The sequence below is a fragment of the Amycolatopsis sp. VC5-11 genome (genome assembly GCF_037034185.1).
In the GTDB taxonomy this organism is placed as follows: domain Bacteria; phylum Actinomycetota; class Actinomycetes; order Mycobacteriales; family Pseudonocardiaceae; genus Amycolatopsis; species Amycolatopsis nivea.
Genome location: NZ_JBAGKF010000026.1, coordinates 62,622 through 89,457, shown reverse-complemented (window position 1 = coordinate 89,457; position 26,836 = coordinate 62,622). Strand labels below are relative to the sequence as shown.

Sequence of the window (26,836 nt, the reverse complement as noted above, 5' to 3'; positions counted from 1 at the left end):
CGCTCTTCCGGGGCCAGCCGCCAGAACGCCGACACCGGGCCGACTTTCGCGCCCATCGGGTACGAGTGTTCGACGGCCTGCGACACGAACCACTTGCCGTAGCGCGCCGCCTCGACCACCGGCATGCCCTTGGCCAGCCCGGCGGTCAGCGCGGACGCCATGGTGTCGCCAGCACCGTGCGTGTGCGGCGTCTGCCAGCGCGGGCCGGGCAGCTCCACGAACGTCGAACCGTCGAAGAGCAGGTCGACGCACTCCGGGTCGGACTGCAGGTGGCCGCTCTTCACGAGCACGTACTTCGGGCCCAGCTGGTGCAGCACGACGGCCGCGGTGTGCATGCCTTCGCGGTCGGTCACGGTCATGCCGGTGAGCAGCCGCACCTCGTCCAGGTTCGGGGTGAGGACGGTGGCGCGCGGCAGGAGTTCGTCGCGCAGCGCGGCGAGGCCGTCGTCGTCGAACAGCGACTGGCCGGTCATCGCCGCGGCCACCGGGTCGACCACGAACGGGATCGCGCCGTCGCGCCCGATCCCGGCCTTGTCGCAGGCCGCCGCGACCGCGTGGATGATCTCCGCGGACGCGAGCATGCCGGTCTTCGCCGCGCCGACGCCCATGTCCGCCGCGACCGCCTCGATCTGTCCGGCGACGATGTGCGGCGGGAGGTCGGCGCGGTCGTGCACGCCGAGCGTGTTCTGGACGGTGACCGCGGTGACCGCGACCAGGCCGTGCACCCCGCAGGTGAGGAAGGTCCGCAGGTCCGCCTGCAGCCCGGCGGCCCCGCCGGAATCCGATCCGGCGATGGTGAGCGCGGAGGGCGGGCTCGGGTTCTCAGTCATGTGCGCGTTCCGACTTCTGGTCTGGTCCATTGAGGCAACTGTGCTTCATTCACAGTCCACCACGATGGCACAGTAAACGTTCGTGCTGGTCCCCGTGACGAAGGAGACATCAGTGAAGCTCGCCGCGGCCGGTCTCCTGCTCCTGTCCACGCTGGCGGTACCGGGGGTCGCCAGCGCGGACAGCCCCCAGCTTTCGCACGTGACCACGGTCGGCGTGCACAACACCTACGACCCGGCCGCGTACCCGTACCTGGCGCAGGCGCTGGACAACGGCTCGTCCCTGCTCGAACTCGACGTCTGGCCGGACTTCTTCACCCACGAGTGGAAGGTCAGCCACTCCAGCCCGCTGGGCAACGGCAACAACTGCGTCGACGCGCACACCGCGGCCGACCTTTACTCCGGCGGGGCCAACAAGGACCTCGAATCGTGCCTGGACGACATCCGGATCTGGCTCGGCGCCCATCCCGGCCGCGGGCCGCTCACGGTGAAGATCGAAATGAAGACCGGGTTCTCGGCGAATACCGGCCTCGGCCCGGCTCAGCTGGACGCCGCGTTCCGCGACCATCTCGGCGACGCGGCGTTCAAACCCGCGGATCTGCTCGGCAGCCACGCCACGCTGGATGAAGCGTCCAAAGCGGACAACTGGCCGACGCTGGACGCGTTGCGGGGCAAGGTGCTCACCGAGATCATCCCCGGCACCGTCGAAGAAGGAAACCCGACCGACACGCTGCACACCGATGTCGAGTACGTCCGTTACCTGCTGGACCAGAAGGCAGCCGGGAAGCTGAATTCGGTGCAGATCTTCCCGACCGTGCACGGTGCCGCCGACGGCGATCCACGCGACAAATACACCGCGGAGCAAAAACCATGGTTTGTCGTTTTCGACGGAGACGCGAGCGAATGGCTCGCGAAGGCCGGAATGTCCTGGTACGACGAAAACCACTACTACGTGGTGATGACGGACGCCCAGAACGTCGCGCCGGCCATCGACGACCACAACCCGACCGTCGACCAGGCGACCCAGCGCGTCGCCGAACTGGCCAAACAGCACGCGTCCGTGGTGACGTCCGATTGGACCGGCCTCACGACCGTGCTGCCGACGGTCGACTCGCGCGGCTAAAAGCGCGGCGGCGGCTTCAGCACCGACATCCGGTATTCGTACACCGCTTGCGCTTCGGCGATCCCCGGCCGCGGCGTGACGCCCGATTTGCGGATCGTTTTGACCGCCGAAGCGGTGCGGTGCTCGGTGACCAGGCCGTCGACCTCGTGCTGCACCTCAAGCGGCAGCCGCGCCCACAATGCTTCCGGTGTCTCGCTCATCCGGCCAGTGTCGCATTCACTGCGGATTCGCGAGCCGCCAGAACGGGGAAACCGGGCCGACCCCGGCACCGAGCGGATACGCCTCCTGGACGCAGCGTTCGATGAACCGTTTCGCCTCCGCGACCGCGGTGGGCACGTCCGCGCCCTTCGCGAGCGATGAGGTGATCGCGGACGCCATGGTGTCGCCGCCGCCGTGGGTGTTCTCGGTGTCGATGCGCGGTCCGCTCAGCTCGATGACCGCCGAGCCGTCGGTGAGCAGATCGACGCAGTCGGCGGCGTCGTAGAGGTGCCCGCCCTTGACCAGAACCCACTGGGAACCGAACTCCAGCAACGCTTCCGCGGCGGCGTGCTGGCTCTTCGCGTCGGTGACGCTGACGCCGGTCAGCAGCCGGACCTCGTCGAGATTCGGCGTGATGAGCGTGGCGCGCGGGAACAGTTCCGTGCGGATCGCTTCCAGCGCTTCCTCACGCAGCAGCGCGTGGCCGGTCATCGACGCGGCCACCGGGTCGACTACGAACGGGGTGTCCGTAGTGCGTCCAATGTGGACTTCATCCAGCGTTTTCGCCACCGCCTGGATGATGTCCGCGGTAGCGAGCATGCCGGTCTTCGCCGCGTTGACGCCCATGTCCTCGGCGACCGCTTTGATCTGCGCGGTGACGACGTCGACCGGGATCTCGGAAAACCCTTGCACGCCCAGCGAATTCTGCACGGTGACCGCGGTGAGCGCGACCAGGCCGTGCACGCCGTTGGCGAAGAACGTGCGCAGATCCGCCTGCACGCCCGCACCACCGCCGGAATCGGATCCGGCGATGGTGAGGGCGGTACGAGGGGTGACTGTCACTGGTTGACCACGGGCAGATAGACCTTGTTGCCCTGCTCGGAAAACTCCGCGGACTTCTCGGCCATGCCCGCCTCGATCGCCTCCACAGAGGACAGACCGTGCTCCTCGGCGTACTTGCGCACGTCCTGGGTGATCCGCATCGAGCAGAACTTCGGCCCGCACATCGAGCAGAAGTGCGCGGTCTTCGCCGGTTCCGCGGGGAGCGTCTCGTCGTGGAAGGACCGCGCGGTGTCCGGGTCGAGCGACAGGTTGAACTGGTCGTTCCACCGGAATTCGAAGCGGGCCTTGGACAACTCGTCGTCCCAGTCCTGCGCGTACTGGTGGCCCTTGGCGAGGTCGGCGGCGTGCGCGGCGATCTTGTAGGTGATCACGCCGGTCTTCACGTCGTCGCGGTTGGGCAGGCCGAGGTGCTCCTTCGGCGTGACGTAGCACAGCATCGCCGTGCCGTACCAGCCGATCTGCGCCGCGCCGATCGCCGAGGTGATGTGGTCGTACGCCGGGGCGATGTCCGTGGCGAGCGGGCCGAGCGTGTAGAACGGGGCCTCGCCGGTGAGCTTTTCCTCCAGCTCCACGTTTTCCTTGATCTTGTGCATCGGCACGTGGCCGGGGCCTTCGATCATCACCTGCACGTCGTGCTCGCGCGCGATGTGCGTCAGCTCGCCGAGGGTTTCCAGTTCGGCGAACTGAGCCCGGTCGTTGGCGTCCGCGATCGAGCCGGGACGGAGGCCGTCGCCGAGGGAGAACGTGACGTCGTACTCGCGCAGGATCTCGCACAGCTCGGAGAAATGCGTGTACAGGAAGGATTCCTGGTGGTGCGCGAGGCACCAGGCGGCCATGATCGACCCACCGCGGCTGACGATGCCGGTGACCCGGCGCGCGGTGAGCGGGATGTAGCGCAGCAGCACGCCCGCGTGCACCGTCATGTAGTCGACGCCCTGCTCGCACTGCTCGATCACGGTGTCGCGGTAGATCTCCCAGGTGAGCTTTTCCGGCTCCCCGTTGACCTTTTCGAGCGCCTGGTAGATCGGCACGGTGCCGACCGGGACCGGCGAGTTGCGCACGATCCACTCGCGCGTCTCGTGGATCCGCTTGCCGGTGGAGAGGTCCATGATCGTGTCGGCTCCCCAGCGGGTGGCCCACACCATCTTGTCGACCTCTTCCTCCACAGAGGACCAGACGGCCGAGTTTCCCATGTTGGCGTTGATCTTCACCAGGAAGTTCTTGCCGATGATCATCGGCTCGGTCTCCGGGTGCTTGCGGTTGACCGGAATCACCGCGCGACCGCGGGCGACCTCGTCCCGCACGAACTCCGGAGTACAGCGTTCGCGCGCGGCGATGAACTCCATTTCCCGGGTGATGACCCCGGCTTTCGCCCAGCCGAGCTGGGTGTTGTGCTCCCGTCCGTCAGCCCAGCCGGAGCGGAGCGGGTGCAGTCCATTGTGGACATCGATGTTCGCGTCCGGATCGGTGTAGGGGCCGGACGTGTCGTACACGTCGAAATGCTCCCCGTTCGACAGGTCGATCCGCCGTGCCGGAACCCGCAGTCCGGATTCGGTGCGGTGGTGGACCTTCCGCGAGCCGGTGATCGGCCCGGTGGTGACGGACGGGGCGATGGCACCCTGGTTTTCGAGCGTCGTCAACGACGTTCACTCCCTACGCCGGCATTACCCGGTCAGGTTCATGCGGTCGGTGACGCCGGGTGTCCGCGAGATGGACACCAGCCACCCTCTCAGCCCGCCAAGGCGCGAGCTCCCGCGTTGCATTCGGTTGAGGTTGCTTGTCCGACGATGCCATGGCGCCTCGGTCGGGCACAACCCCGCCGCCCGTCTGGCCGAAGGACGACGAAGGCCTCCCCGGTGATTCCGGGGAGGCCTTCGGGAAATTCGGCGCGCGTCAGGCGTCCGCGGGTTCTTTGGGCGGCAGCCAGGTCAGACCGGGAACGCCCCACTTGTTCTTCTTGAGCATCTTCTTCGCCGCGCGCGCGTGGCGGCCGACGAGCCGGTCCAGATAGATGAACCCGTCGAGGTGATCGGTCTCATGCTGCAGGCACCGCGCGAAGTAGCCGGTGCCCTCGACCTCGATCGGATTTCCCTCGACGTCGAAGCCGGTCACCTTCGCCCACGAGGCGCGCCCGGTCGGGTACGACTCGCCCGGGGCGGAGAGGCAGCCTTCCCAGTCGTCGTCCGGGTCCGGCATGGTCTCCGGGATCTCGGAGGTCTCGAGCTTCGGGTTGACCACCACGCCCTTGTGCTCGACGCCCTCGTCGTCCGGGCAGTCGTATACGAACACCCGCAGGTCGAGCCCGATCTGGTTGGCCGCGAGGCCGACGCCCTCGGCCGCGTACATGGTCTCGAACATGTCCTCGACGAGGGTGGCGAGTTTGTCGTCGAACTCGGTGATCTCGCGCGTGGGCTGGTGCAGCACGGGTTCGCCGGCGATGCAGATGGGGTGGACGGTCACGGACGCCGAGTTTAGTCGGACCCTTCTGGTACACCTGGATCGGACCGTGACGCGCCGTGTCGGATGCCCATGTCGAGCATGGGTTCCGTGGTTCAATGACGCCCGCGGAAGGACTGCCGACACCGATTGCGAGGACCGCATGGACGCCGCGGAGTCGATGGCTGAAAACCAGCCGTCGCCGCCGGAGAATGTCGGTGGCCTGACCGAACGCGAACTGGACATCCTCGCGTTCGAGCGGCAGTGGTGGCGCCACGCCGGGGCGAAGGAGAACGCCATCCGGGAGCGCTTCGGACTGTCCTCCACCCGTTACTACCAGTTGCTGAACACGCTGCTGGCCAAGCCGGAGGCCGTCGCGGCCGATCCGATGCTGGTCAAGCGGCTGCGCAAAACGCGCGCCGCCCGTCAGCGCAAACGCGGGGCCCGGCGGTTGGGGATCGAGCTGTCATGAGCGTCTTCTCGGGACTGTCCCGGCCGTTGAAGGCCACGGGGGTCGCGCTGATCGGGGTAGCGGTCGTCGCCGCCGTCATCGGCGGGGTCACCGTGCTCAACACGAGCGGCGACCAGAACGCCGGGCCGAGCACGTCCGGCGAGCCCAGCGCGCCCGGCGGATCGTCGTCCGCGCCGTCGTCGTCCTCGTCCTCGGCGCCCAGCTCCGCGCCGTCGTCGCCCGCCTCGTCGGCACCGGCCTCGTCGTCCGCCGCTTCGTCGGCACCGTCGTCGGGCCAGCCAGGGCAGCCCGGCGGCCAGCCGGGCCAGCAGCCAGGGCAGCCGGGCCAGGCGGGTCCGGACCAGCAGGCCTCGAACAAGTGGGTCACCCTGCGGGTCTACAACAACTCGCTGATCAAGCACCTCGCCGAACAGGCCGCCGCCGACTTCCGCGGTTCGGGCTGGAACGTCGCCGAGGTCGGCAACTACTCGCAGGGCAACATCCCGGCCACCACGGCCTACTTCCGGCCCGGCACCGACGAGGAAGCCGCCGCGAAACAGCTGGCCAAGGAGTTCGGCTTCCAGGCCCAGCCCCGGTTCGACGGCATCCAGAACTCGAGCCCGGGCGTCATAGTGATCATCACGAAGGACTATCGGCCCGGCGGCCACCAGGGCAGCTGACCCGGTTCGTGACAGCCCGCGCTACGGCGCGGGCTTTGTCATGTCTGCCGGGCCCGGCGCTCGGCTGCGCTCGAGGTACGTGAGGGGAACCCTGCGGGAATCAGATTCCGTCAGGGTTCCCCTCACGTACAGCTCGGTTGCGGAGGCGTCCTCAGCGTTCCTGCTGCGCCTGCGCGTAAGCCTCCAGCGTCGCCAGCTGCGCGGCGTCCAGCGAGGGCCGCACCGCCTCGCGTGCCTTGTCCAGATGCGCCGCAGTCACCTCGCGTGCCTCCAGCGACTCGCGCATCGCGGTCAGCGCGGCCTCTCGGATCAGCGCGGCGCAGTCGGCGGCCGAGTAGCCCTCCAGTGCCGCCGCGGTGGCCGCGAGGTCCACATCGGACGCGAGCGGGGTGTGCTTCGCCGTCGCGGCGAGGATCGCGGCGCGGGATTCGGCGTCCGGCGGCGGGACGTAGATCCGCCGCTCCAGCCGTCCGGGTCGCAGCAGCGCCGGGTCGACCAGTTCCGGCCGGTTCGTCGCGCCCAGTACGACGACCTCGCGCATCGGCTCGACGCCGTCCAGTTCGGTGAGCAGCGCGGCGACCACGCGGTCGGCCACGCCGGAGTCGGACGACTGGCCGCGGCGCGGGGCGAGCGCGTCGATCTCGTCGAGGAAGATCAGCGAGGGGGCGGCGTCGGCGGCCCGGCGGAAGAGGTCGCGGACCGCGCGTTCCGATTCGCCGACCCATTTGTCCAGCAGTTCCGCGCCCTTGATCGCGAACACGTTCAGCGCGCCGGTGCCGGCGAGCGCCCGGACCAGGAACGTCTTGCCGCCGCCGGGCGGGCCGTACAGCAGCACGCCGCGCGGCGGTTCGATGCCGAGCCGGGCGAACGAGTCCGGGTAGCGCAGCGGCCACAGCACGGTTTCGGTGAGTGCTTCCTTGACCGACGTCATGTTGCCGACGTCGTCCAGCGTCAGGCCGCCGGTGGCCAGGTTGTCCGAAGTGGACAGCGAGATCGGCCGGACGGTGGCCAGCGCGTCGAGCAGGTCCTGCTGGGAGATCTTGGGTTCGTCCACGTCCCGCTGACGCAGCGCGGCCCGCAACGCCGCGTCGCGGCGCAGGGCGAGCAGGTCGGCGGCGACGAAACCGGGGGTCCGTTCGGCGAGCACGCCCAGGTCGGCACCGGATTCGACCGGCACGTCGCGGAGCAGGATCCGCAGCAGTTCGACGCGGGTTTTCGCTTCCGGCAGCGGCAAGCCCAGCTCGCGGTCGAGCAGGTCGGCCCCGCGCAGCCGCGGATCCACCGACTCGGCCCGCGCGGTCGTGGCGACCACAGCCAGCCTGTCCCGGCGCAGCGCGGCGCGCAGTTCCTCCAGGACCACTGTGGCCACCGGCGGCGGCTGGGTGGCCGGGAGCAGCGCGTCGATGTCGTTGATCAGCAGCACGCCGGGACCGTCGCCGTCCGCGGCCCGGTCGATGGCCTCGCGCAGCGAGCGGTGTGCCGCATTCGGTTCCAGCACGGCGATATTCGGCGCGGTCACCGACACCACGCGCACCTTCTCCGCCGCGGCGACCGCCCGCACCAGCGTCGCCTTGCCGACGCCCTCCGGTCCCGACAGCAGCACGCCCAGATGCGCGGAAGTACCCAGCTTCGCCAGCAGCTCTGGCCGATGGAACGCCAGATCGAACCACTCGGCCAGCTTGCGCGCCGCGCCCTCGGCCCCGACCAGATCGGCGACCGGCACCGGCTCGTCCAGCTCTTCCTCGCGGGCCTCGGTGACGACCTCTTCGACGATCTCCGCTTCGAGGTAATCCTCGGCGGCGGTGACAGCAGTGGTGCGAACGAGCGCGGTCGCGGAGCGCGTCGGCGGTTCGCTGGTCGGCGTGCCCGTGCGGGCGCCGTCCCGCCAGCTGACCACTGTGGACGGTCCAACCACGACGACGCCAGCCGGTTCCGTCGCCGTGACGGTCAGCAGTTCGTTGGTCCAGGTCGCCCCGATCACGCGGGACAGCTGCCCACGCACGGCGGCGACGTCCGAGCCCGGCGCGGGCGCGAGGTCTTGCGGCAGCAGGGAAACCGCGTCGCCACGGGTCAAAACCTTGCCGGTGAGCGCGAGCCGCAACGTCTGCGGGGACACCGAAACCGACGCGAGCCGAGACCCGGACACGGTGACCGTGCGGGCAGCTGTCACCTCTGCTGGCGAGACGACAACCTCGCGGCCCTCCGCGACGCCGAGGTTCGACATGGTGACGTCATCGGTCAACACGACCCCCGGCGTCGCCTCCTCGGCGGCGGGCGCGGCCAACGCGGCACTGCGTCGCGCTCCGGTGAGGTGCACGGCGTCCCAGGCCCGCAGGCCGAGCGCGTCGAGCACTTCCGGGTGCAGCCGGACAACCCCCCGCCGCGCGTCGAGCGCGGACGGCGTGTGCCGGACGGTCAGGGTGATCTGCGGATCGCTCACCCTGCTCACCCTAATGAACCGGCGGGCGGTTATGCGCGAACGAAAGGCCGCTTACCGCGTTGCCGACCAGTCGCGGATCGCGGCGACGAACTCGTCGGGTGCGTCTGACTCCACGTAGAGGCCGACGCCGTCGAGGGCCACCGTCTGGTGATTCGGGAAGGACGCTTCCAGGCGTTCGCGCTCCCGCGGCCGGAAGCCGATCTGAGCGTTGCCCCACACGATCAAGGTCGGCAGGTCGGGAAGGTTGGCCTCGACCTCGGCGAAGAAAGCTTGGCTGGCGAGGAGGCGGCGAGGCAGCACGCCGGATGCCTGGCGCCGCTCGGGCGTGTCCATCGCGCGGCGATAGTGGTCTGTCTCGGCCGCGGTCAGCTTCCGCTTCCGGTGGCCCATGGGGAGGAACGCCTTGACGACCAGGTTGAACTGCCGGGCCAGGAACCGGATCGGCAGTCCGCCCGCGATCCGGCCGAACGCCTCGAAGTACGGGTCGCCGTTGACCGGCCAGGCCCAGGCGTTGACGAGCACCAACCGGTCGAAGACGTCCGGTCGACGCTCCGCGGCGGCGAGGCCGATCGGGCCGCCCCAGTCTTGTCCGACCAGGGTGACGCCGCTGAGGTCGAGCGCGTCGACGAACTCGGTGACCACGTCGGCGTGTTCCTCGGGTAGATAGCGGTAGCCAGACTTCGCGGTCGACAGCCCGAAACCCGGGTAGTCGAGAGCGACGCAGCGGAAGTCGTCCCGCAGGGCGCTGATCACGTCGCGCCAGAGGAATGACCAGGTCGGATTGCCGTGCAGGAGCAGCAGCGTGGGGCCCGAGCCTTCGTCGACGTAATGCACGGTGTGCCCGTCGATGTCCACGAAGCGGCTCTTGAACGGGAACAGATCGTCGTCGACCCAGGCGGGCCGTGCGCTCTCAGCCATCTCGGACCCCTCGACGCTATGATTGAGGAAGCCAAGCGTACTTGAGATTGTCAAGCATGAGGAAATGATGCGCAGCTACGGTCAGTACTGCGGGCTCGCCCGGTCCCTCGAAATCGTCGGCGACCGGTGGAATCTGCTCATCGTCCGCCAGCTCTTGATCGGCCCCGCGCGCTACCGGGACCTGATCGACGGGCTCCCGGGCATCGCGACCAACCTGCTCGCCGACCGGCTCCGCGACCTCGAGACCGCGGGCGTGCTCGAACGGCGGCTGGCGGACAAGGGCAGCGTGGTCGAGTACGCCCTCACGCCGTGGGGCGCCGAGCTGCGCGAACCGATCGAGAGCCTGATCCGCTGGTCCGCTCCGTTGATGATTCGCGGCCCCGAGGGCGACTCGTTCCGTCCCGAATGGCTCGCCCTCGCGCTTCCCGCGCTGCTCGACGCCCGGGTCAAGATCCGAACCGCGGCGACGGTGGGCATCGAGGTCGGCGGCGCGCCTTTCCAGCTCCGAGCGACGCGGTCGGGATTTGAGGTCGGCCCGCGGGACGGCAGCGATCTCGACGCCACCGTCCGCGCTGATCCGGCCTGCGCCCTCGGCCTCGCCGCGGGCGCGCTCGCACTCGACGACGCCCGTGCGCTCGGGATGATCGAGATCGACGGTGCTGAGTCTGTGGTCCGTGCTGTGTTTGGGATCTGACGAGGCCGGATTACCGGCGCCGGATGCCGATCCGACGCCAGCTCCGCCGCCGCTGCGTAGGTCCGGACGTGGCCGAGCTGTGGTCCCGTTCGCGCAGATTCCGGGTCCGCACCAGGTCCGAGTTCGTGCGCCGCACCGCGCGCATCGCCGCACCGGCGACTCGGCCCGAGGCCGGGCGCAACCGCAGCCGTCGGTGGCTGCGGGCCCGGCGGATCGCACGGCGTTCGCGCGGCGGCACTTCCCAGGCTTCCGGGTGTGCGGCGAGCCAGCGGTGCCGGTAGACCGAGTACGGGATGTGCAGCAGGTACAGCACCAGCGCGACCGCGAGCGCGGCCAGCGGGAACACGATGATCGCGGCGGCCAGCAGACCGACGCCCACCAGCAGCGGCGCGATCGCCTTCGCCGGGGCCTTCACCGTCTTGAGCGACAGCGTCGGGATGCGGCTGATCAGCAGCGCGGCGACCGCGATGGTCCAGATGAGCACCACGTACTGCTCGGACCACCAGCCCTCGCCCCACTGCAGCGTGGCGATCAGCGGCAGCATCGCGACCAGCCCGCCGGCCGGCGCGGGCACGCCGACGAAGAACTCGGCGGCGTACGGCGGCTGGTCGGTGTCGTCGAGCAGCGTGTTGAAGCGGGCGAGCCGCAGGATCATGCAGACCGCGAAGATCAGCGACGCGACCCAGCCGATGCGGTCGCCGTGCGCCTGCCAGACGTAGAGCACCAGCGCGGGCGCGACGCCGAACGAGATGCCGTCGGACAGCGAGTCGAGCTCGGCTCCCATTTTGGACGTCGCGTCGAGCAGCCGGGCGATGCGGCCGTCGAGGCTGTCGAGGACGGCGGCGATGCCGATCGAGCCGATCGCCATCGCGTAGTTGCCGGTGAGGGCGAACTGCACCGAGGAGAGTCCGGCGCAGAGCGCGAGCACGGTGATCGCGTTCGGCAGCAGCCGGACGCCCGGGGTGGTCACGCGGACCATGGTCAGCTTTCTCCCTGCGCAGGAAGTTCGGCGAGCACGGTTTCGCCGCCGACGGTCCGCTGGCCCTTGGCCACCACGACCCGGCTGCCTGGCGGCAGGTAAGTGTCGACGCGCGAGCCGAAGCGGATGATGCCGTAGGTCTCGCCCGCGGACACCTTGTCGCCCTCGCGGACGTCGCACCGGATGCGGCGCGCGACCAGTCCGGCGATCTGCACGACGACGAGCTCGTGGCCGTCGACGGTGTGCAGCACCAGCGAATTGCGCTCGTTGACCTCGCTCGCCTTGTCGAGGTCCGCGGAAAGGAACTTGCCCGGCTTGTACGCCACCTTCGAGATCACGCCCGCCGCCGGCGTGCGCTGGACGTGCACGTCGTAGACCGACAGGAACACGCTCACCCGCATCCGCGGTTCGGCGGGAAGGCCGAGCTCGGCGGGCGGGACCGCTTCCTCGATGAGCGAGACGGTGCCGTCGGCGGCCGAGATCGCGACGTTGTCGCGCACCGGGGGCACGCGCTTCGGCTCGCGGAAGAACGCCGTCATGCCCGCGGTGGCGAGCGCGCCGACCACGCCGAGGCGCTTGGAGAACCGGCGCAGCACGAACGTCGCGGCGAGGCCGCCGAACAGGAACGGCCGTCCAGCCGGGTGCATCGGCGGGAACGTCTCGCGGGCCAGCTGGACAGCGTGCGCGAGGGGGTTACCGGTGGGCTGGCCGCTCATGGGTCGAGTTCCCCGCTGTTCGTCTCGGTCGGTGTAAGGGTCCGATTTGGGCTTCCCCACGCTACCGCCCGCTTGCGGCGGACCGGGCGGCCCCTGGTCGTAAGGGTTGTCCCGGCGCGGGTGGGCGCGACCACAAACCGGTAACGACGCGTCGAACAATCCGATAACACCGGGTAGTTGACGCCGCTCGGGACCGGTGCCCGGGCCGACCTGGCGAGGGAGACGATGGCAGTACCCGATCTGCTCGCGCGGCTGTTGCGCGACTGGCGCCGGGATGTCCTCTCGGTGCCCGTTCCCCAGCTCGTCGACCCTGTTCACGCTGTTCGGCTCGTGCGGGACGCGGCCCGGGTGCATGCGTCCCCCGACGAAGCACGCACCCGGGCGCGGAACGGATCAGTTTAGCCCGTCGCCCAGGTGTTCTGACAGATCGTCGGGAAACCGTTACCAACGGTCACGATCGCGCCGGCTCGTGGTCGCGGCGCTGACCAGCCGCAACACGAGCAGCAGCACGATCGCGCCGAGGATGGCGACGCCGAAGCTCGGGAAATCGAACTCGAAGTGTTGCTGCTCACCGGTCGCGAGCCGGTAGATGAAACCGCCGAGCGCCGCCCCGACCACGCCGACCAGCACGCTGACGAGGCAGCCCTGCCGCTGCCGTTCCCGGCCGCCGACCACGAGGTTCGCGATCCAGCCGACCAGCGCGCCGAAGACGATCCACAGGATGATGCCCATGCTCGCGAGGATACCTGCGGGCTATTGCACAAGAGTTGTTGTACAACTACTCTTGTGCAACATGGAGGTCCGCGATTCCCAGGTACTGGCCGCGATGTCGCATCCACTGCGCCGCCGCCTGCTCGACGTGCTGAAACTCGACGGCCCGGCCACCGCGTCGGTGCTCGCGGAGAAAGCCGGGCAGGCGGTGGGCAATGTGAGCCACCACCTGAAGGTGCTTTCCGGGGCCGGTTTGGTGGTCGAAGCGCCGGAACTGGCGCGCGACCGGCGGGAGCGGTGGTGGCGGCGTCCTTCGGGCACGTTGTCGTGGGCCACTTCGGACTTCGCCGGGGATCCGGTGGCGGAGGTCGCGGAGACGGTGAGCCTCGATCGGCAGATGACGTTGTCGCGGGGCTGGCTTTCGGAAATGGAGACGGCTCCGGAGGAATGGCGCGATGCGTGGTTTTCCTCTGATGCGTGGATGCGCTTGACGCCTGCGGAATTGGCGGAGTTGAACGATCGGATTTTCGCGCTGTTCGAGGAGTTCGGGGCTAAAGCCGCAGCGGATCCTTCGACGGAACGGGAGCCGGTTTTCGTGTTTGGGCGTGGTTTCAGAGCGCAGCCGTGAGGGGTGCCGCGTTCCGTCTCTTGTGGACTGGGCAGACGGTCAGCACGGTCGGCAGCGCGGTGGCCAGTGCGTCGGTTCCGTTGGTGGCTTTGCTGGCGCTGCACGCTTCGACGTTCGAGGTTGCTTCACTTACCGCGGCGGCGTGGATTCCCTGGCTTGCGGTGGGTTTGCCTGCAGGCGCTTGGGTCGACCGGTGGCCTAAACGGCGGGTGATGCTGGTCTGCGACGTCATCCAGATGGCGGCTTTCCTTGCTGTGCCTGTTTCGTGGGCTTTCGGTCTTCTTTCCTTTGCGCTGCTCCTGGCCGCGGCTTTGGTCGGCGGGTTCGCCAAAGTCTTCTTTTACCTCGCCTATCGGGCTTTCCTACCGTCCGTTGTGGACGATGCGGACTTGTTGGGGGCCAACGTCCGGCTCCAGGGCGCGGAATCCGCGGCACAGGTGGGCGGTCCGGGTTTGGCTGGACTGCTGGCTTCCGCGTTCGGGCCGGTCAGCGGTGTGCTCGTGGATGCGTTGAGCTTCGGGTTTTCCGCACTGTGTCTGGGTTTCCTGCGCGCGGACGAGCCGTCGCCGCGTCCGCGAACGCGGTTGCGCACCGAAATCGCCGAAGGAATGCGAATCGTGGTGCGGGACTCTTACCTGCGGGTCCTGGTCCTGTCGGGCGGGGTCGCGAACCTTGCCCTGAACGGGTTTTACGCGGTGGCTGTGGTCTTCCTGGTCGACGACTTAGGCCAGGGCCCGGCGGCCGTCGGGCTTGTGCTCGCCCTAGGCGAGGTAGGCGGGGTGCTAGGCGCGACGCTGGTGAGCCGAGTCGCCCGACGGACCGGCACGGCGTGGGGTTTCCTGTGGTGCGAGGCCCTGGTGGTACCAGCGATGCTGCTCGGCCCGCTCGCCCAGCCGGGGTGGGGATTGATGCTGTTTGTCCTCGCCGGAGCCGGTATCGCGGCGGGGGTGGTGGGGTCGAACGTGCTGGGCGCGACCTTTCGGCAGCGGTATTGCCCGCGCCATCTCTACGGGCGGATCAGCGCGAGCTCGTCGATGGTCAACTACTGCACGATCCCGTTGGGTGCCTTGGCGGGCGGGGCACTCGGACAGGCGGCCGGGGTGCGGGTGGCGATGTTCGCGATGGTGGGCGTTCAGCTGGCTTCACTGGGGGTGCTGCTGCTGGGTCCGTTGCGGCGGGAGCGGGACTTTCCCCAAGTCGCGCTTGCGAAATCGCCCAGCTAGCACTAAAGCAGCAGCACCTCGACCTCATCCCCCTCCGAAGCAGCCGAAACCTCCTCCGGCAAGACAATCAAGCAATTGGCCTGCGTAAACGCCGCCAGCAAATGCGATCCCGGCCCACCGCGCGGCCCGACCACCCCGGTCACCTCGCCGAGCACCGGCGTGAAGAACCCCCGTCGATACTGCCGCCGCCCAGCAGGGGAGGGCATGTCCTCCGTCAGCCGCGCGCGCACCCGTCGGCGGTCCACGTCCGTATGGCCCATCGCCGACAGCACCGCCGGGCGCAGGAACGCCTCGAACGACACCAGCACACTCACCGGATTCCCCGGCAGCGTCACTACTGGCACGCCGTTCCACCGGCCGCATCCCTGGGGCCCGCCCGGCTGCATCGCGATCTTCTGGAATTCCACGCCCTGCCCGGTCAGCGCGTCCTTCACGACCTCGTACGCGCCCGCCGACACCCCGCCCGACGTGATCAGCAGGTCTGCCGCTTCCAGGCGCGGTTCGATGATCTTGCGGAATTCCGCCACATCATCGACCACGCTGCGCACGACCTCGACCTGGCAGCCGAGTTCCCGCAGCGCCGCCGCCAGCATCACGCTGTTCGACTCGTAGATTTGCCCGTGCTGCAACGGATTCGGGGCTTCCACCAGCTCCGTGCCGGTCGACACCACCAGCACCGACAGCGGCCGGTACACCTCGAGCTCCGCCAAGCCGACCGCCGCGGCGAGGCCCAGGTGTGCGTGGCTCAGCACGGTGCCCGCGTGCAGCGCGATTGTCCCCTTCGTGACGTCCTCGCCCGTCCGGCGGATGTGGTTGCCGACGGTGGCCGCGCGGGAGATCTGGACTTCCGCCGTGCCGCGGTCGGTGTCCTCGACCATCACGATCGCGTCCGCGCCCGGCGGCAGCGGCGCGCCGGTCATGATCCGCTGAGCGGTACCCGATTCGAGCGGTTTGACGTCGACCCGTCCGGCCGGGATGTCGTCGGCCACTGGGAGCGTCACCGGCACCTCGGCGACGTCCGCGGCGCGCACGGCGTACCCGTCCATCGCGGAGTTGTCGAACGGCGGCAGCGCCACCCCGGCGAGCACGTCGCGGGCCAGGACGAGCCCGGCCGCATCAGCGACTGGAACAGTACGAACAGGCGCGCGGCCGAGCAGTTCGGTCACGGTCTCGCGGTAGGCGTCGACAGAGATCACGCGGACCATCCTCCCTCTTGCTGCCCGTCGTGCAACACTCTCCCGGCACAAGCCGGGGAGTACGGGGAGAGTTCTCATGCAGTTTCTGGTCCGCAACCAGCCCGGGCGCGCCGCGCTCGCGACGCCCCGCTGACATGCGCGTCCACACCAGGCACACGCCGGGGTTCGGCGTCGCCCGCGTGCTGCTCGCCCCCGGCGAAGCCGTGCAGGCGGCCGCGGAATCGTTGCTGGCCAGCAGCTTCAACGTGGCCGAGACGAACCAGAACCGCGGCCGCAAGGGCGGTCGTTCGGTGTTCACCGCGCCCGCCGACGGCGGCTGGGTCGACCTCGCCCCGCTCGGGCCCGGCGACGTCTACCCGCTCGAACTCACCGGGTCCACCGGCTGGTCGGTGCACCGCGAGGGCGTCCTCGCCCGGCCGAGCACGGTCCGCGTCGACCAGAACTGGGCCCCGCTGCAGCAGTTGTTCGGCGCCGATTCCGGGTTCCTCGAGCACTACAGCGGCCGCGGCCCGCTCCTGCTCACCGCGCCCGGTCCGGTCGACTCGTTCGACCTCGGCCGCGGCGAGATCGTCACCGTGCGCCCGGACTATCTCCTCGCCTATCCCGACACCGTGCAATGCCGGTTGCGCGCTCTCGACCCGAGCGGTCCGCAATCACTGCGCACGGGCGAAGGACTCGTCCTCGATTTCGCCGGACCGGGAACCGTGCTCGTCCAATCGCGCAATCGGCGAGCAGCGCAGGCGTAAGGGGAATCTGCCGATTACCCCATTGCCGGGAGCGCTGATTCCGGTAGCGTGAACTCCACTTCGCACGCTGATGGACAGCGGATTCTTGTCCCGAGGGAGGGCGCCGTGGCAGTCGGCACCGTCAAGTGGTTCAACTCGGAAAAGGGCTACGGGTTCATCGAATCCCCCGAAGGTCCGGACGTCTTCGTCCACTATTCGGCCATCCAGGCCGACGGATTCCGCACCCTCGACGAGGGCGATCGCGTGGAGTTCGAAGTCCAGTCCGGCCGCGACGGCAGAAGCCAGGCCGCGGACGTCCGCAAGGTCTAGCGAGGCAGGTCCGCTGACCGGTTGGGCGAACCGGCAGTGGCAGCGGATACCGGCGCGTTAAGCTGCGCTGCGTGACAGGCGATGTGTCGGGGGACCTCACCGGTCGCCAGCTGGGCCACTACCGCATCGACTCGGTGCTCGGCAAGGGCGGCATGTCCGTGACCTACCAGGCCACGGACACGAGGCTCGGCCGCAAGGTGGCGCTGAAGGTCATCGGCGACCACCTCGGCGCGGACGCCGAGTTCCGCGAACGGTTCGTCGACGAGGCCCGCAACACCTCCGCGATCGACCACGCCAACGTCGTCCCGCTGTACGACTTCGGCGAACTCGAGGGCATGCTCTACATCGCCATGCGGATGGTCGACGGCGGCGACCTCGCCGGCCTCATGTCCGCGGGCCCGATCAGCCCGTCCCGCGCGCTCAGCCTGCTCGACCAGGTCGCCGACGCCCTCGACACGCTGCACAACCACGGCCTCGTGCACCTCGACGTCAAACCGGCCAACGTCCTCGTCACCAGCCGCGAGACCTCCCGCGAGCACGTCTACGTCGCCGACTTCGGCCTCACCCGCCGCGGCGCCACCGGCCACCGCACGCGCGGCGGCGACTTCCTCGGCTCGCCCACCTACGCCGCCCCGGAACACCTGCGCGGCGAACCGCTCGACGGCCGCACCGACCAGTACGCCCTCACCTGCGTCCTGTTCGCCTGCCTGACCGGCAACCCGCCGTTCCGCGGCGACGTCCCCACCGTCATCAAGGGCCACCTCGGCGGGGAACCGCCGTCGGTGGCGAGCGTGGTCGCGCTCCCGGCCGCCGTCGACGACGTCATCCGCAAGGGCATGGCGAAAAACCCCAACGACCGCTACCCGAACTGCGTCGCGATGATCGCCGCGGCCAGGGTCGCGCTCGGCCCGCTCGCGACGTCGGACACCCCGCCGGGCCCCGCCCGGCCGAACGGACTTCCGGAGGCGGGCATGCAGCAAGGACCTGGCGGACCCGGCGGACCTGGAACTGGCGGACAGGGCGGCCCTGGCGCCAACGGTCCCGCCGGTGCTGGCGGACCCGGCGGCGGTGGACCTGCTGGGCCAGGCGGTCCCGGTGGACCGGGCGCCCAGCCGGGCGGCCCCGGAGCCGCGGGCCAGGGCGGCCAGGGCAACCCCGGCGGCTGGGGCGCTCCGCAATCCGGCCAACAACCCGGCCAGCAAGCGGGCTACCCGGCCCAAGGCGGCTACGGCGCCCCCGCCGGTTACGGCAACCAGCCCCCGCCCGGTTATCCAGCACAGCCCGGCCAGCAGCAACCCGGTCAGCCCGGCCAGCCACAACTCGGCCAGCCAGGTCAGCAGCAACCCGGCCAGCCCGGCCAGCCCGGTCAGCCTGGCCAACCCGGCCAACAGGGCTACCCCGGCCAACCCCCGGCAGGCCCCCCGCCCGGCTACAGCGGCTATCCGGGCCAGCCCGGCCCCGGACAGCAAGGCCCGCCGCCCGGCTACGGCGGTTACCCGAACCAGCCCGGCTACCCCGCCCAGCCCAACCAGCAGGGCCATCCGAACCAGGCCTTCGGCGACCCGATGCGGCTGCGTCCGCCGTCCCCGGCGGGCGGTGCGGGCGCGTTCGAAAAGCAGCCCAAGAGCGGCGGCCTGAAGTGGCTGTGGATCGCACTGGGCCTGCTCGTCGTGGCCGGGCTCGTCGTCGGCGGGATCTTCCTCTTCAGCGGGGACGACAACGGCACCGGCGGGACCGCTCCGGCGTCCTCGGCTCCCAACATCCCGGTCGGTCCGGGCGGCTCGAAGTCGGCCGGTCCGTCGTCGCTGCGCCCGCCGCCGTCGTCGATCCACATCCAGCCGAGCCACTGACCCGGCCGACCTGCTGCGGAAGCGCACCGACGCTGACCTGCGCTCCTTGCACTCGACCCCGGAGAGTGCTAAACACGGCATTGGCACTCGACGCCGTCGAGTGCTAGGCGAGCGGTCACCGACCGCCTGCCTGAAGGTCGGGACGGTGAGGCTGACCCACCGGTCAGTCGTCCGTCGCGGGCACCGAGCCTGGCCGAGGACGTGTCCTGCTGCCGCCGCTGGAGACAGCGCGGCGGTAGCGCCCAATACCGGAGGACCACACCGCAATGGCCAAACTGATCGCGTTCGACGAGGACGCCCGCCGCGGTCTTGAGCGCGGCTTGAACACCCTCGCCGAAGCCGTCAAGGTGACCCTCGGCCCGCGGGGCCGGAACGTCGTGCTCGAAAAGAAGTGGGGCGCGCCGACGATCACCAACGACGGTGTCTCCATCGCCAAGGAGATCGAGCTCGAGGACCCGTGGGAGAAGATCGGGGCCGAGCTCGTCAAGGAAGTTGCCAAGAAGACTGACGACGTCGCGGGCGACGGCACCACCACCGCCACCGTGCTCGCCCAGGCGCTCGTGCGCGAGGGCCTGCGCAACGTCGCGGCCGGCGCCGACCCGATCTCGCTGAAGCGCGGCATCGAGGCGGCCGTCGAGGCCATCACCGAGCAGCTGCACAAGGCCGCCGTCCAGATCGAGACCAAGGAGCAGATCGCTGCTACCGCCTCGATCTCGGCCGCTGACCGCACCATCGGCGAGCTGATCGCCGAGGCGCTGGACAAGGTCGGCAAGGAAGGCGTCGTCACCGTCGAGGAGAGCAACACCTTCGGGCTCGAGCTTGAGCTCACCGAGGGCATGCGTTTCGACAAGGGCTACGTGTCCGGTTACTTCGTGACCGACCCGGAGCGCCAGGAAGCCGAGCTGGAGGACCCGTACGTCCTGCTCTTCGGTTCCAAGATCTCCAACGTCAAGGACGTCCTGCCGCTGCTGGAGAAGGTCATCCAGTCCGGCAAGCCGCTCCTGATCATCGCCGAGGACGTCGAGGGCGAAGCCCTGGCGACCCTGGTCGTCAACAAGATCCGCGGCACCTTCAAGTCCGTCGCCGTCAAGGCCCCGGGCTTCGGCGACCGCCGCAAGGCGATCCTGCAGGACATCGCGATCCTGACCGGCGGCCAGGTCATCTCCGAGGACGTCGGCCTCAAGCTGGAGAACGCGGACCTGTCGCTGCTGGGCCGCGCCCGCAAGGCCGTCATCACCCGTGACGAGACCACCATCGTCGAGGGCGCTGGCGACGCCGACCAGATCCAGGGTCGCGTCAACCAGATCCGCGCGGAGATCGAGAACTCCGACTCGGACTACGACCGCGAGAAGCTGCAGGAGCGGCTCGCGAAGCTGGCCGGCGGCGTGGCCGTCATCAAGGCCGGCGCCGCGACCGAGGTCGAGCTGAAGGAGCGCAAGCACCGCATCGAGGACGCGGTGCGCAACGCCAAGGCCGCCGTGGAAGAGGGCATCGTCGCCGGCGGTGGCGTGGCCCTGATCCAGGCTGCCGAGGCCGCTTTCGCGGGCCTGAAGCTGACCGGTGACGAGGCCACTGGCGCGAACATCGTCAAGGTCGCCGTCGAGGCTCCGCTCAAGCAGATCGCGATCAACGCCGGTCTCGAGGGCGGCGTCGTGGCGGAGAAGGTCAAGTCCCTCCCGCAGGGCCACGGCCTGAACGCCGCCACCGGCGAGTACGAGGACCTGCTCGCGGCCGGCGTGCCGGACCCGACGAAGGTCACCCGCTCCGCGCTGCAGAACGCCGCTTCCATCGCGGCGCTGTTCCTGACCACCGAGGCTGTCGTCGCGGACAAGCCGGAGAAGGCTTCCGCCGCTCCGGCCGACCCGTCCGGCGGCATGGGTGGCATGGACTTCTGAGTTCGGCTGCTTTTCCGGCGAAGCCCGGTTCACCCTCGCGGTGGGCCGGGCTTCGCCCGTTCCCGGCTCAGTCTTCCGGAGTCAGGACGGCAGCGGCGGCGTAGACCGGCAGGATCACGCCCGCCGAGAGCACGGCGCCGGCGACCGCGGCGATGCGCACCATCGAGGGGTCGACGTTGAGGTAGTTGGCCCATCCGCCGCACACGCCGGTGAGCATGCGGTCGGAGCGGCTGCGGAAGATCTTCTTGGCCGGTGCGGCCTGCACGTTGTCCGTCATGCCAGCAATACTCCGCGACCGGGCCGCCCCGCACATCCGGGATCGCCCCGGAGAAAGCCCCGGGGCCGCGACCCTGAAGTCTCCCTTAGCCGCTGATCTTCCGGACCCGCTCGAACCGGTCGAGCCACGCTCGGGACACCTCGGGCGAGGCGGCGAACTCGGCGTAGGCGTCGGGTTCCGGGGCCTGGCGGAGCACCGGCAGGTAACCGTCCACAGGGGACAGTGTCTCGGTGCAGACATCCCCGCGCAGCAACGACATCGTGCCGAGTCCGCAGGCGAAATCCAGCTCCGGCAGCGCCCCGGCGAGCGCGAGCCCGGCGGCCAGCCCGACACTCGTTTCCACGGCTGACGACACCACGCACGGCAACCCGCACGCCTCCGCGACCTCCAGCGCACGCCGCACCCCGCCGAGCGGGGCGACCTTGAGCACGGCGATGTCGGCGGCTCCGGCCACGGCGACCTTCAGCGGGTCCTCCGCGCGGCGGATCGATTCGTCGGCCGCGATCCGCACCGACACCCGGCGGCGAACGGCAGCCAGGTCGTCGATCGTGGGGCACGGCTGTTCGGCGTACTCCAGTCCACCGGCCGCACGGTCGAGTTCGCCCAGCGCGTGTACCGCGGTGTCGACGTCCCATGCAGTGTTGGCGTCGACCCGGATCGCGCCGGACGGACCCAGCGCGTCGCGGACCGCTTCGACGCGCGCGCAGTCCTCGGCCAGCGTCGCGCGTTTGTCGGCGACCTTGACCTTCGCCGTGCGGCAGCCGGACTTGCGGACCAGTTCGTGTGCGCGTTCGGGCGACAAAATGGGGACTGTCGTGTTGACCTCGATCCGGTCGCGGACCGGCTCCGGCCAGCCTTCTTCGCTCGCTTCGAGCGCGGCGGCGAGCCACGGCACGCTTTCGGTGTCCGAATAATCCGCGAACGGGCAGAACTCGCCCCAGCCGGCGGTGCCGCGGAGCAGCAGTCCTTCACGGACGGTGATGTCCCGGAACCGGGAGTGCAGCGGGAGCGCGTAAACCTGCATGACTGCCGATCATGCCATCGCCGCGGCGCCGGGAACCGAGGTGCCGCGGGGGCCGTCTCAACGCCACAATGGAACGTGTGGACGGCCTCGACTTCCGGGTGCTCGGCCCGGCCGAGGTGCTGGCCGGGGACCAGGTGGTGCCGCTGGGCGGCAGCCGCCCGCTGATCGTGCTCGCCGGACTGCTGCTGCGGGCCAACCGGCTCGTTTCGGTCGACGTGCTCGGCCACTGGCTGTGGGGCGACGACCAGCGCCGGTCCAAGGGCGCGCTGCAGACGTATGTGCTGCGGCTGCGCCGGGCGCTCGGCGACGGCGCGGCGATCCGCACCGAACGCGGCGGCTACCTGCTGGAAGTCGACGAGAACGCGGTGGACCTTGGCCGCTTCCGCCAGTTCGCGGCGCGGGGCCGCAGCGCGGCGGAACGAGGCGAACACCGCCGGGCGGCCGGGTACTTCGAGGACGCGCTCGGGCAGTGGCGAGGTCCGGCGCTGCAGAACGTGGAGTCGGATGCGCTGCACCGGGACGAGGTCGGGCAGCTCGCCGAGGAGCGCACGCGGGTCCGCGAACTGTGGGCCGAGACGATGCTGACGGTCGGCGAGTACGACACTGTCGTGCCCGAACTGGAGCGGCTGACGCGCGAACATCCGCTGCGGGAACGTCCGCACGAGCAGCTGATGTACGCGCTGCTCCGCTCCGGACGGCAGGCCGAGGCGCTGGAGGTGCACCGGCGGATCAGCGGATTGCTCGCCGAGGAACTGGGCCTTGATCCCGGTGCCGGACTCCAGCGCGCGCACCGGCTCGTGCTGGGCGGTGACGAAGGCACGCGTTTCCGCACTCCGCTGGAACCCCATATCCCGCACCAGCTTCCGGCCGACCTGGGTGCATTCGCCGGTCGAGCAGCGGACCTGAAAGCCTTGCGCGCCTTGCTGCCGGAGGCACTCGACGTCGGCACCTCCACGCCGATCGCCTCGGTGGAAGGCATGGGTGGACAAGGGAAAACGACCCTGTCTGTCCACTTCGCACACCAGATCGCCGACCGTTTCACCGGCGGGCAAGTGTTCCTGGATCTCCGCGGCTACGGCCCGGGCGCGCCGGTGTCGCCGATCGCCGCGCTGGAGACGATGCTCCTTGCACTGGGCGTGCCCGCCGACCGAATCCCGTCCGGTTTGGACGAACGTGCCGCGACCTGGCGTACTTATACGACCGGTCGGCGACTGTTGATCGTGCTGGACAACGCGAACAGCACCGAACAAGTCCGCCATTTGCTGCCCGGCCCTGGATGTCTAGTCGTGGTCACGAGCCGCTGGCAACTGCGAGGACTGGTCGCGACGCACGGTGCCCGGCGGATCGCTCTGTCCGAATTGGACAGCGAAGAGGCGGTGGAACTGCTCGCATCGGCGATCGGCGTCGAACGAGTGCACGAGGACCCGATCGCGGCTGGCAAGTTTGTGGAGTATTGCGGCGGACTCCCGCTGGCAATCCGAATCCTCGCCGTACGCGCCGCGCAGTTCCCGCGGTTGCCACTGGGCGAGTTCGTGGCAGCATTGCCCTCAGACGCCGGCCGGTTGAGCACCTTCGACCTAGGCGACGGCGACGAAACCAATATCCGCACGGTTTTTTCGTATTCCTACCGGGTTCTGTGCCCTGCGGCGGCTCGGCTGCTGCGATTGCTGGCGCTGTCAGTCGGCCCGGATTTGTCGCTGGGCATGGCAGTCGCGCTCAACGGACGGTCCGAAAAGGACACTCGCAGCGCTCTCGACACGCTGGTATCGACGCACCTGCTCACCCAGCCGAAACCGGGCCGGTACCAGTTCCACGACCTGATTCGCGCCTACGCGACCGAGCTGTCGGATCAGGAAGACGGCGCCACCGAGCGCGCAGCGGCCAGCGCACGCCTGCTCGACTGGTACATCGCGTCGGCGCGAAACGCGGGTTTGGCGATGCGTCCGCACCAGTTGATGGACGAAATCGGCCCCATCCCGCCTGCTGGCGAGCTCGAGTTTTCCGACTACCACCGGGCGCTGGCGTGGTTCATCGAGGAGCACGGAAACCTGCTTTCGGTGATTCAATGGTCGTTCCGAATCGGGCGATACGCGCAATGCTGGCGCTTGGCGTGGTCGCTGTTCACCTACTTCGCCGGCCGCGCCCGGGTCGACGAATGGCGGTACGTCTTCGAGGTCGGTTTGCGAGCCGCACGCAATTCCGGGGAGCGGCACGGTGAAGCGGCGATCCTCAATGGACTAGGCGTGATCGAGGGAGTCGCCCGGAATTACGTGCTGGCGCGCGAGTATCTGGAGCAAGCCCTGGCGGTGCAACTGGAACTGGGCTCGCTGCCGGGGGAAGCGCGGGCGCGCTACAACCTGGCTATGACCGCGCAGGGCATCGAAGATTTCCCGGAGGCTTACCGACACGGCCTGCGGTCGCTGGAAATCACGCGGGAACTGGGATTCACCTCGGTGGAGGCGAATGTTTTGCGCGCCTTGGGCGACCTGTGCGCGACGATGGGGGACTACCCGCAGGCCTTGTCGCTCGCCGACGAGGCGCTGGCGTTGGTCCCGCCGGACGATTTGCCGCAGGGCCGCTTCTCACTGGCCGCGCGAGCCCGTGCGCTGCTTGGTTTGGGGCGGCATGTGGAAGGAATCGAGTGCCTGTCCGAGGCGGTCGACATGTTCTTCGCGATGGATGAGGAGTATGAGGCCGCGGATGTGCTTTCGGAGCTGGGCACCGCGCATCTGCGCTACGGACGCACCGCCGCGGCGCGAGATTGCTGGCTACGGGCGGTTCGGTTGCTGACCCGGTTGGATCACCCGGACGCGGAGCGGGTTCGGGCGCAGTTGGCTGGGTTGGTGCGGGGGTAGTTTCGCCGCGGTGCCGCGAGGTTGGACTGCGGGCGGTGCGGCTTGGTTGCTGACGTGACTGAATTGCCGGGTCGAGCCGGGCGCGGTAGTTCTTGCTGCGGTGCCGCGGTGCCTCGACGTTCAACCGCTGCGGCGTGGCGCGGTTGGATTGCCAAGATGCGGTGCGGGGTGGTTTGCCGCAGTGTCGCGACGTCGGCCTGCAGTGGCGCGGCTCGGTTGCTTGCGCCGCTGAATCACCCGGATGTGGGTCGGGCACGAGCGCAGTCGGCTGGCTTGCGGTGGGGTGAGGTCCGTCCGTATCCGCTGCGGTGCGTGATTGGTTGAACCACTCCGATGCGGATCAGGTGCGCTTGGCCGGTGGGCGCGGGGCAGCTCCGGCCGGTCGTCGCAGCCCAAGATCGCTGGCCGCGCGGTCTGGCTGGATGCATTGCGAGGCAGATGGCGCGGCTGGCGCGGGGCTGACTCGGCCGTTTGGCGGAACGCTCCCGTGGGGTCGCCGGAGGGCAGCCGGGCGCGGTGGTCCGCGTGCCGACCCCCAGCGGCAGCACGTAGACCACCGGCGGCCCGTACCGCTACCCAACCGAAGTGCGCTCACTGTCCGCTCACTGTGCCGGGTCGGTTTGGGTGGGGAGGCCGAGCAGGCGGGTGAGTGCGACGGCGTTGTGCGGGGCCGCGACTTTGCTGTCGTTGTCGAAGTAGACGTGCACGTCGCGGCGGCCGCCGTCGTGCCATTCGGTGATCTTCGCGGCCCACTCGCGCAGGGCTGAGTCGGAGTAATTGCTGGTGTAGAGCTCGTCCGAACCGTGCAACCGGACGTAACTGAAGTCAGTGGTCTGGTCCTCCCGGTACGGCCACGGCGCGGCGGCGTCGGAGGTCACCAGCGCGACCCGGTGTTTCTTGAGCAGGTCCAGCGCTTCGGGCGTGGTGAAGCTCGGGTGGCGGACTTCGAGCGCGTGCCGCACTGGCCGGTCGGGGCCGGGTTTCAGGAACGGCGGGGACTTGAGTTTGTCGTCGTGCTTCTTCCCGAGCGCGGCTGCCTCGCGGGTGGTGCGGGGGAGTTGGCCGAGGAACGTCGAGACGCGATCAGGGTCGAAGGCCAGTCGCGGCGGGAGTTGCCAGAGGAACGGCCCCAGTTTGTCGGCGAGCGCGAGGACGCCCGACGCGTAAAAGTTGGCGAGCGCGGTTTCGACGTCGCGCAACTGTTTGAGGTGCGTGATGAACCGGCCGCCCTTGACCGCGAACAGGAATCCGGCCGGGGTTTCGGTGTGCCAGGCCAGGTAGCGCTCCGGGCGTTGCAGCGAGTAGAAGGACCCGTTGATCTCGACGGCGTTCATCTGCCGGGAGAGGTGCTCGAGTTCGCGCCGTTGCGGCAGGCCGGACGGGTAGAACGCGCCACGCCACGGCGGGTAGCGCCAGCCGGACGTGCCCACTCGGATCTGGCCGATCTTGCTCACCGCCTTTCGCCGCCGAGGATTCCCGCCGGGACGGTTGCGGTAAACGCGTCCGCGCGGCTGTTTTTGGGACAGCCGGGCTAAGGATCGGGACTGATGTCCTGGGCGGAAGGACGTAGGTCTCATGGCGCGGACTCCGTTGCCTGCTCGTCGGGACGGGGCTCGGAGGGGACGGTGAGGAGAACAGGGGAAGCGAGGGCGCGGAACCGGGGCGGTGGAGTTGAGGCGGGCGGTGGGGCCGGGCGGATTGCGGGGCGGCTGTTGTCGCTAGTGCTCACGGTGGCGTCGAAGAAAGCGGTGGCGTCGAGGGGAGCGGTGGCGTCGAGGGGAGCGGCGGCATCGACAGGAGCGGCGGTGCCGAGACGG

25 protein-coding genes are annotated in these 26,836 nt (G+C 69.5%); 11 read left to right on the top strand and 14 right to left on the bottom strand.

Going from position 1 to position 26,836, the window contains the following annotated elements:
* Positions 1-830: bifunctional hydroxymethylpyrimidine kinase/phosphomethylpyrimidine kinase (gene thiD / locus WA670_RS41810; RefSeq protein ID WP_037807932.1), on the bottom strand; the 830-nt coding region annotated here is incomplete at its 3' end.
* A 112-nt stretch (positions 831-942) separates the two neighbouring features.
* Here thiD (WA670_RS41810) and WA670_RS41805 point away from each other — a divergent pair.
* Positions 943-1,950, top strand: a complete 1,008-nt coding sequence (locus WA670_RS41805) for a phosphatidylinositol-specific phospholipase C domain-containing protein (RefSeq protein ID WP_442893170.1) — start codon at positions 943-945, stop codon at positions 1,948-1,950.
* Here WA670_RS41805 and WA670_RS41800 read toward each other — a convergent pair.
* From WA670_RS41800 to WA670_RS41785, 4 genes are all read right to left on the bottom strand, one after another.
* Positions 1,947-2,150, bottom strand: coding sequence for a hypothetical protein (locus WA670_RS41800; RefSeq protein WP_037807930.1), 204 nt, complete (start codon positions 2,148-2,150; stop codon positions 1,947-1,949). The genes WA670_RS41805 and WA670_RS41800 overlap by 4 nt on opposite strands.
* A 16-nt stretch (positions 2,151-2,166) precedes the next feature.
* The gene (gene thiD, locus WA670_RS41795; RefSeq protein WP_037807920.1) at positions 2,167-2,991 is read right to left on the bottom strand and encodes a bifunctional hydroxymethylpyrimidine kinase/phosphomethylpyrimidine kinase; all 825 of its coding nucleotides are present in this window, start codon (positions 2,989-2,991) and stop codon (positions 2,167-2,169) included.
* Positions 2,988-4,631 (bottom strand): phosphomethylpyrimidine synthase ThiC, encoded by a 1,644-nt coding sequence (thiC, locus tag WA670_RS41790; RefSeq protein ID WP_336161662.1) that lies wholly within the window; start codon positions 4,629-4,631, stop codon positions 2,988-2,990. Before thiC ends, thiD (WA670_RS41795) begins: the two co-directional genes overlap by 4 nt.
* A gap of 253 nt (positions 4,632-4,884) precedes the next feature.
* A complete protein-coding gene (locus WA670_RS41785) occupies positions 4,885-5,451 on the bottom strand; it encodes a peptide deformylase (protein WP_043827268.1) in 567 nt (188 codons plus the stop codon).
* Positions 5,452-5,590: 139 nt separating this feature from the next.
* Between WA670_RS41785 and WA670_RS41780 the strand changes: the two genes are divergently transcribed.
* On the top strand, positions 5,591-5,899 hold the full coding sequence (locus WA670_RS41780) for a DUF3263 domain-containing protein (RefSeq protein ID WP_037807914.1): 309 nt from the start codon (positions 5,591-5,593) through the stop codon (positions 5,897-5,899).
* Entirely contained in the window at positions 5,896-6,558 is a 663-nt protein-coding gene (locus WA670_RS41775) for a LytR C-terminal domain-containing protein (RefSeq protein WP_336161659.1), read from the top strand. Before WA670_RS41780 ends, WA670_RS41775 begins: the two co-directional genes overlap by 4 nt.
* A gap of 151 nt (positions 6,559-6,709) precedes the next feature.
* Here the strand turns inward: WA670_RS41775 and WA670_RS41770 are convergent, their stop codons facing one another.
* A complete protein-coding gene (locus tag WA670_RS41770; RefSeq protein WP_336161657.1) occupies positions 6,710-8,998 on the bottom strand; it encodes an AAA family ATPase in 2,289 nt (762 codons plus the stop codon).
* Positions 8,999-9,049: 51 nt separating this feature from the next.
* Complete coding sequence (locus tag WA670_RS41765) at positions 9,050-9,916, bottom strand: alpha/beta fold hydrolase (protein WP_336161655.1); 867 nt, start codon at positions 9,914-9,916, stop codon at positions 9,050-9,052.
* Between the two features lie 64 nt (positions 9,917-9,980).
* Between WA670_RS41765 and WA670_RS41760 the strand changes: the two genes are divergently transcribed.
* Positions 9,981-10,610 (top strand): winged helix-turn-helix transcriptional regulator, encoded by a 630-nt coding sequence (locus WA670_RS41760; protein ID WP_238604043.1) that lies wholly within the window; start codon positions 9,981-9,983, stop codon positions 10,608-10,610.
* 10 nt (positions 10,611-10,620) lie between these two features.
* Here the strand turns inward: WA670_RS41760 and pssA are convergent, their stop codons facing one another.
* The 3 genes from pssA to WA670_RS41745 all read right to left on the bottom strand — a co-directional run bounded on the left by pssA (position 10,621) and on the right by WA670_RS41745 (position 13,037).
* Positions 10,621-11,589 carry a CDP-diacylglycerol--serine O-phosphatidyltransferase gene (gene pssA / locus WA670_RS41755; RefSeq protein WP_037807905.1) on the bottom strand — a complete coding sequence of 323 codons (969 nt, stop codon included), beginning with the start codon at positions 11,587-11,589 and terminating at the stop codon, positions 10,621-10,623.
* Positions 11,590-11,591: 2 nt separating this feature from the next.
* Positions 11,592-12,305 (bottom strand): phosphatidylserine decarboxylase, encoded by a 714-nt coding sequence (locus WA670_RS41750; protein ID WP_037807903.1) that lies wholly within the window; start codon positions 12,303-12,305, stop codon positions 11,592-11,594.
* A 441-nt stretch (positions 12,306-12,746) separates the two neighbouring features.
* Positions 12,747-13,037 carry a GlsB/YeaQ/YmgE family stress response membrane protein gene (locus WA670_RS41745; protein WP_336161653.1) on the bottom strand — a complete coding sequence of 97 codons (291 nt, stop codon included), beginning with the start codon at positions 13,035-13,037 and terminating at the stop codon, positions 12,747-12,749.
* Positions 13,038-13,098: 61 nt separating this feature from the next.
* Here WA670_RS41745 and WA670_RS41740 point away from each other — a divergent pair, with 61 nt between their 5' ends.
* Complete coding sequence (locus tag WA670_RS41740; RefSeq protein WP_336161652.1) at positions 13,099-13,644, top strand: ArsR/SmtB family transcription factor; 546 nt, start codon at positions 13,099-13,101, stop codon at positions 13,642-13,644.
* On the top strand, positions 13,641-14,867 hold the full coding sequence (locus WA670_RS41735; protein ID WP_336161651.1) for an MFS transporter: 1,227 nt from the start codon (positions 13,641-13,643) through the stop codon (positions 14,865-14,867). The genes WA670_RS41740 and WA670_RS41735 overlap by 4 nt, the downstream gene beginning before the upstream one ends.
* Before the next feature lie 2 nt (positions 14,868-14,869).
* Here the strand turns inward: WA670_RS41735 and moeA are convergent, their stop codons facing one another.
* Positions 14,870-16,063 (bottom strand): molybdopterin molybdotransferase MoeA, encoded by a 1,194-nt coding sequence (gene moeA / locus WA670_RS41730; RefSeq protein ID WP_107050886.1) that lies wholly within the window; start codon positions 16,061-16,063, stop codon positions 14,870-14,872.
* 134 nt (positions 16,064-16,197) lie between these two features.
* Here moeA and WA670_RS41725 point away from each other — a divergent pair, with 134 nt between their 5' ends.
* The 4 genes from WA670_RS41725 (at position 16,198) to groL (ending at position 20,863) form a co-directional block, all read left to right on the top strand.
* Complete coding sequence (locus WA670_RS41725; RefSeq protein ID WP_037807890.1) at positions 16,198-16,809, top strand: AIM24 family protein; 612 nt, start codon at positions 16,198-16,200, stop codon at positions 16,807-16,809.
* 105 nt (positions 16,810-16,914) lie between these two features.
* Complete coding sequence (locus tag WA670_RS41720; protein ID WP_009083993.1) at positions 16,915-17,118, top strand: cold-shock protein; 204 nt, start codon at positions 16,915-16,917, stop codon at positions 17,116-17,118.
* Between the two features lie 71 nt (positions 17,119-17,189).
* Complete coding sequence (locus WA670_RS41715) at positions 17,190-18,968, top strand: serine/threonine-protein kinase (RefSeq protein WP_442893169.1); 1,779 nt, start codon at positions 17,190-17,192, stop codon at positions 18,966-18,968.
* Positions 18,969-19,234: 266 nt separating this feature from the next.
* Complete coding sequence (gene groL / locus WA670_RS41710) at positions 19,235-20,863, top strand: chaperonin GroEL (protein WP_037807888.1); 1,629 nt, start codon at positions 19,235-19,237, stop codon at positions 20,861-20,863.
* 67 nt (positions 20,864-20,930) lie between these two features.
* On the opposite strand, the gene WA670_RS41705 is transcribed toward groL, so the two are convergent.
* Positions 20,931-21,140 (bottom strand): PspC domain-containing protein, encoded by a 210-nt coding sequence (locus WA670_RS41705; protein ID WP_037807882.1) that lies wholly within the window; start codon positions 21,138-21,140, stop codon positions 20,931-20,933.
* An 85-nt stretch (positions 21,141-21,225) separates the two neighbouring features.
* Positions 21,226-22,164, bottom strand: coding sequence for an o-succinylbenzoate synthase (locus WA670_RS41700; protein ID WP_037807881.1), 939 nt, complete (start codon positions 22,162-22,164; stop codon positions 21,226-21,228).
* A 68-nt stretch (positions 22,165-22,232) separates the two neighbouring features.
* Between WA670_RS41700 and WA670_RS41695 the strand changes: the two genes are divergently transcribed.
* A complete protein-coding gene (locus tag WA670_RS41695; RefSeq protein ID WP_336161645.1) occupies positions 22,233-25,019 on the top strand; it encodes an AfsR/SARP family transcriptional regulator in 2,787 nt (928 codons plus the stop codon).
* Between the two features lie 602 nt (positions 25,020-25,621).
* Here WA670_RS41695 and WA670_RS41690 read toward each other — a convergent pair.
* Complete coding sequence (locus WA670_RS41690; RefSeq protein WP_037807876.1) at positions 25,622-26,473, bottom strand: DUF72 domain-containing protein; 852 nt, start codon at positions 26,471-26,473, stop codon at positions 25,622-25,624.
* Between the last annotated feature and the right edge of the window lie 363 nt (positions 26,474-26,836).

Bases quoted from the DNA above. Each gene is read 5' to 3' on its own strand.
- pssA (WP_037807905.1), bottom strand. From the start codon at position 11,589: ATGGTCCGCGTGACCACCCCGGGCGTCCGGCTGCTGCCGAACGCGATC.
- WA670_RS41780 (WP_037807914.1), top strand. From the start codon at position 5,591: ATGGACGCCGCGGAGTCGATGGCTGAAAACCAGCCGTCGCCGCCGGAG.
- WA670_RS41705 (WP_037807882.1), bottom strand. From the start codon at position 21,140: ATGACGGACAACGTGCAGGCCGCACCGGCCAAGAAGATCTTCCGCAGC.
- WA670_RS41765 (WP_336161655.1), bottom strand. From the start codon at position 9,916: ATGGCTGAGAGCGCACGGCCCGCCTGGGTCGACGACGATCTGTTCCCG.
- WA670_RS41800 (WP_037807930.1), bottom strand. From the start codon at position 2,150: ATGAGCGAGACACCGGAAGCATTGTGGGCGCGGCTGCCGCTTGAGGTG.
- WA670_RS41700 (WP_037807881.1), bottom strand. From the start codon at position 22,164: ATGCAGGTTTACGCGCTCCCGCTGCACTCCCGGTTCCGGGACATCACC.
- WA670_RS41740 (WP_336161652.1), top strand. From the start codon at position 13,099: ATGGAGGTCCGCGATTCCCAGGTACTGGCCGCGATGTCGCATCCACTG.
- WA670_RS41760 (WP_238604043.1), top strand. From the start codon at position 9,981: ATGATGCGCAGCTACGGTCAGTACTGCGGGCTCGCCCGGTCCCTCGAA.
- WA670_RS41695 (WP_336161645.1), top strand. From the start codon at position 22,233: ATGGAACGTGTGGACGGCCTCGACTTCCGGGTGCTCGGCCCGGCCGAG.
- WA670_RS41745 (WP_336161653.1), bottom strand. From the start codon at position 13,037: ATGGGCATCATCCTGTGGATCGTCTTCGGCGCGCTGGTCGGCTGGATC.
- groL (WP_037807888.1), top strand. From the start codon at position 19,235: ATGGCCAAACTGATCGCGTTCGACGAGGACGCCCGCCGCGGTCTTGAG.
- WA670_RS41725 (WP_037807890.1), top strand. From the start codon at position 16,198: ATGCGCGTCCACACCAGGCACACGCCGGGGTTCGGCGTCGCCCGCGTG.
- WA670_RS41775 (WP_336161659.1), top strand. From the start codon at position 5,896: ATGAGCGTCTTCTCGGGACTGTCCCGGCCGTTGAAGGCCACGGGGGTC.
- WA670_RS41750 (WP_037807903.1), bottom strand. From the start codon at position 12,305: ATGAGCGGCCAGCCCACCGGTAACCCCCTCGCGCACGCTGTCCAGCTG.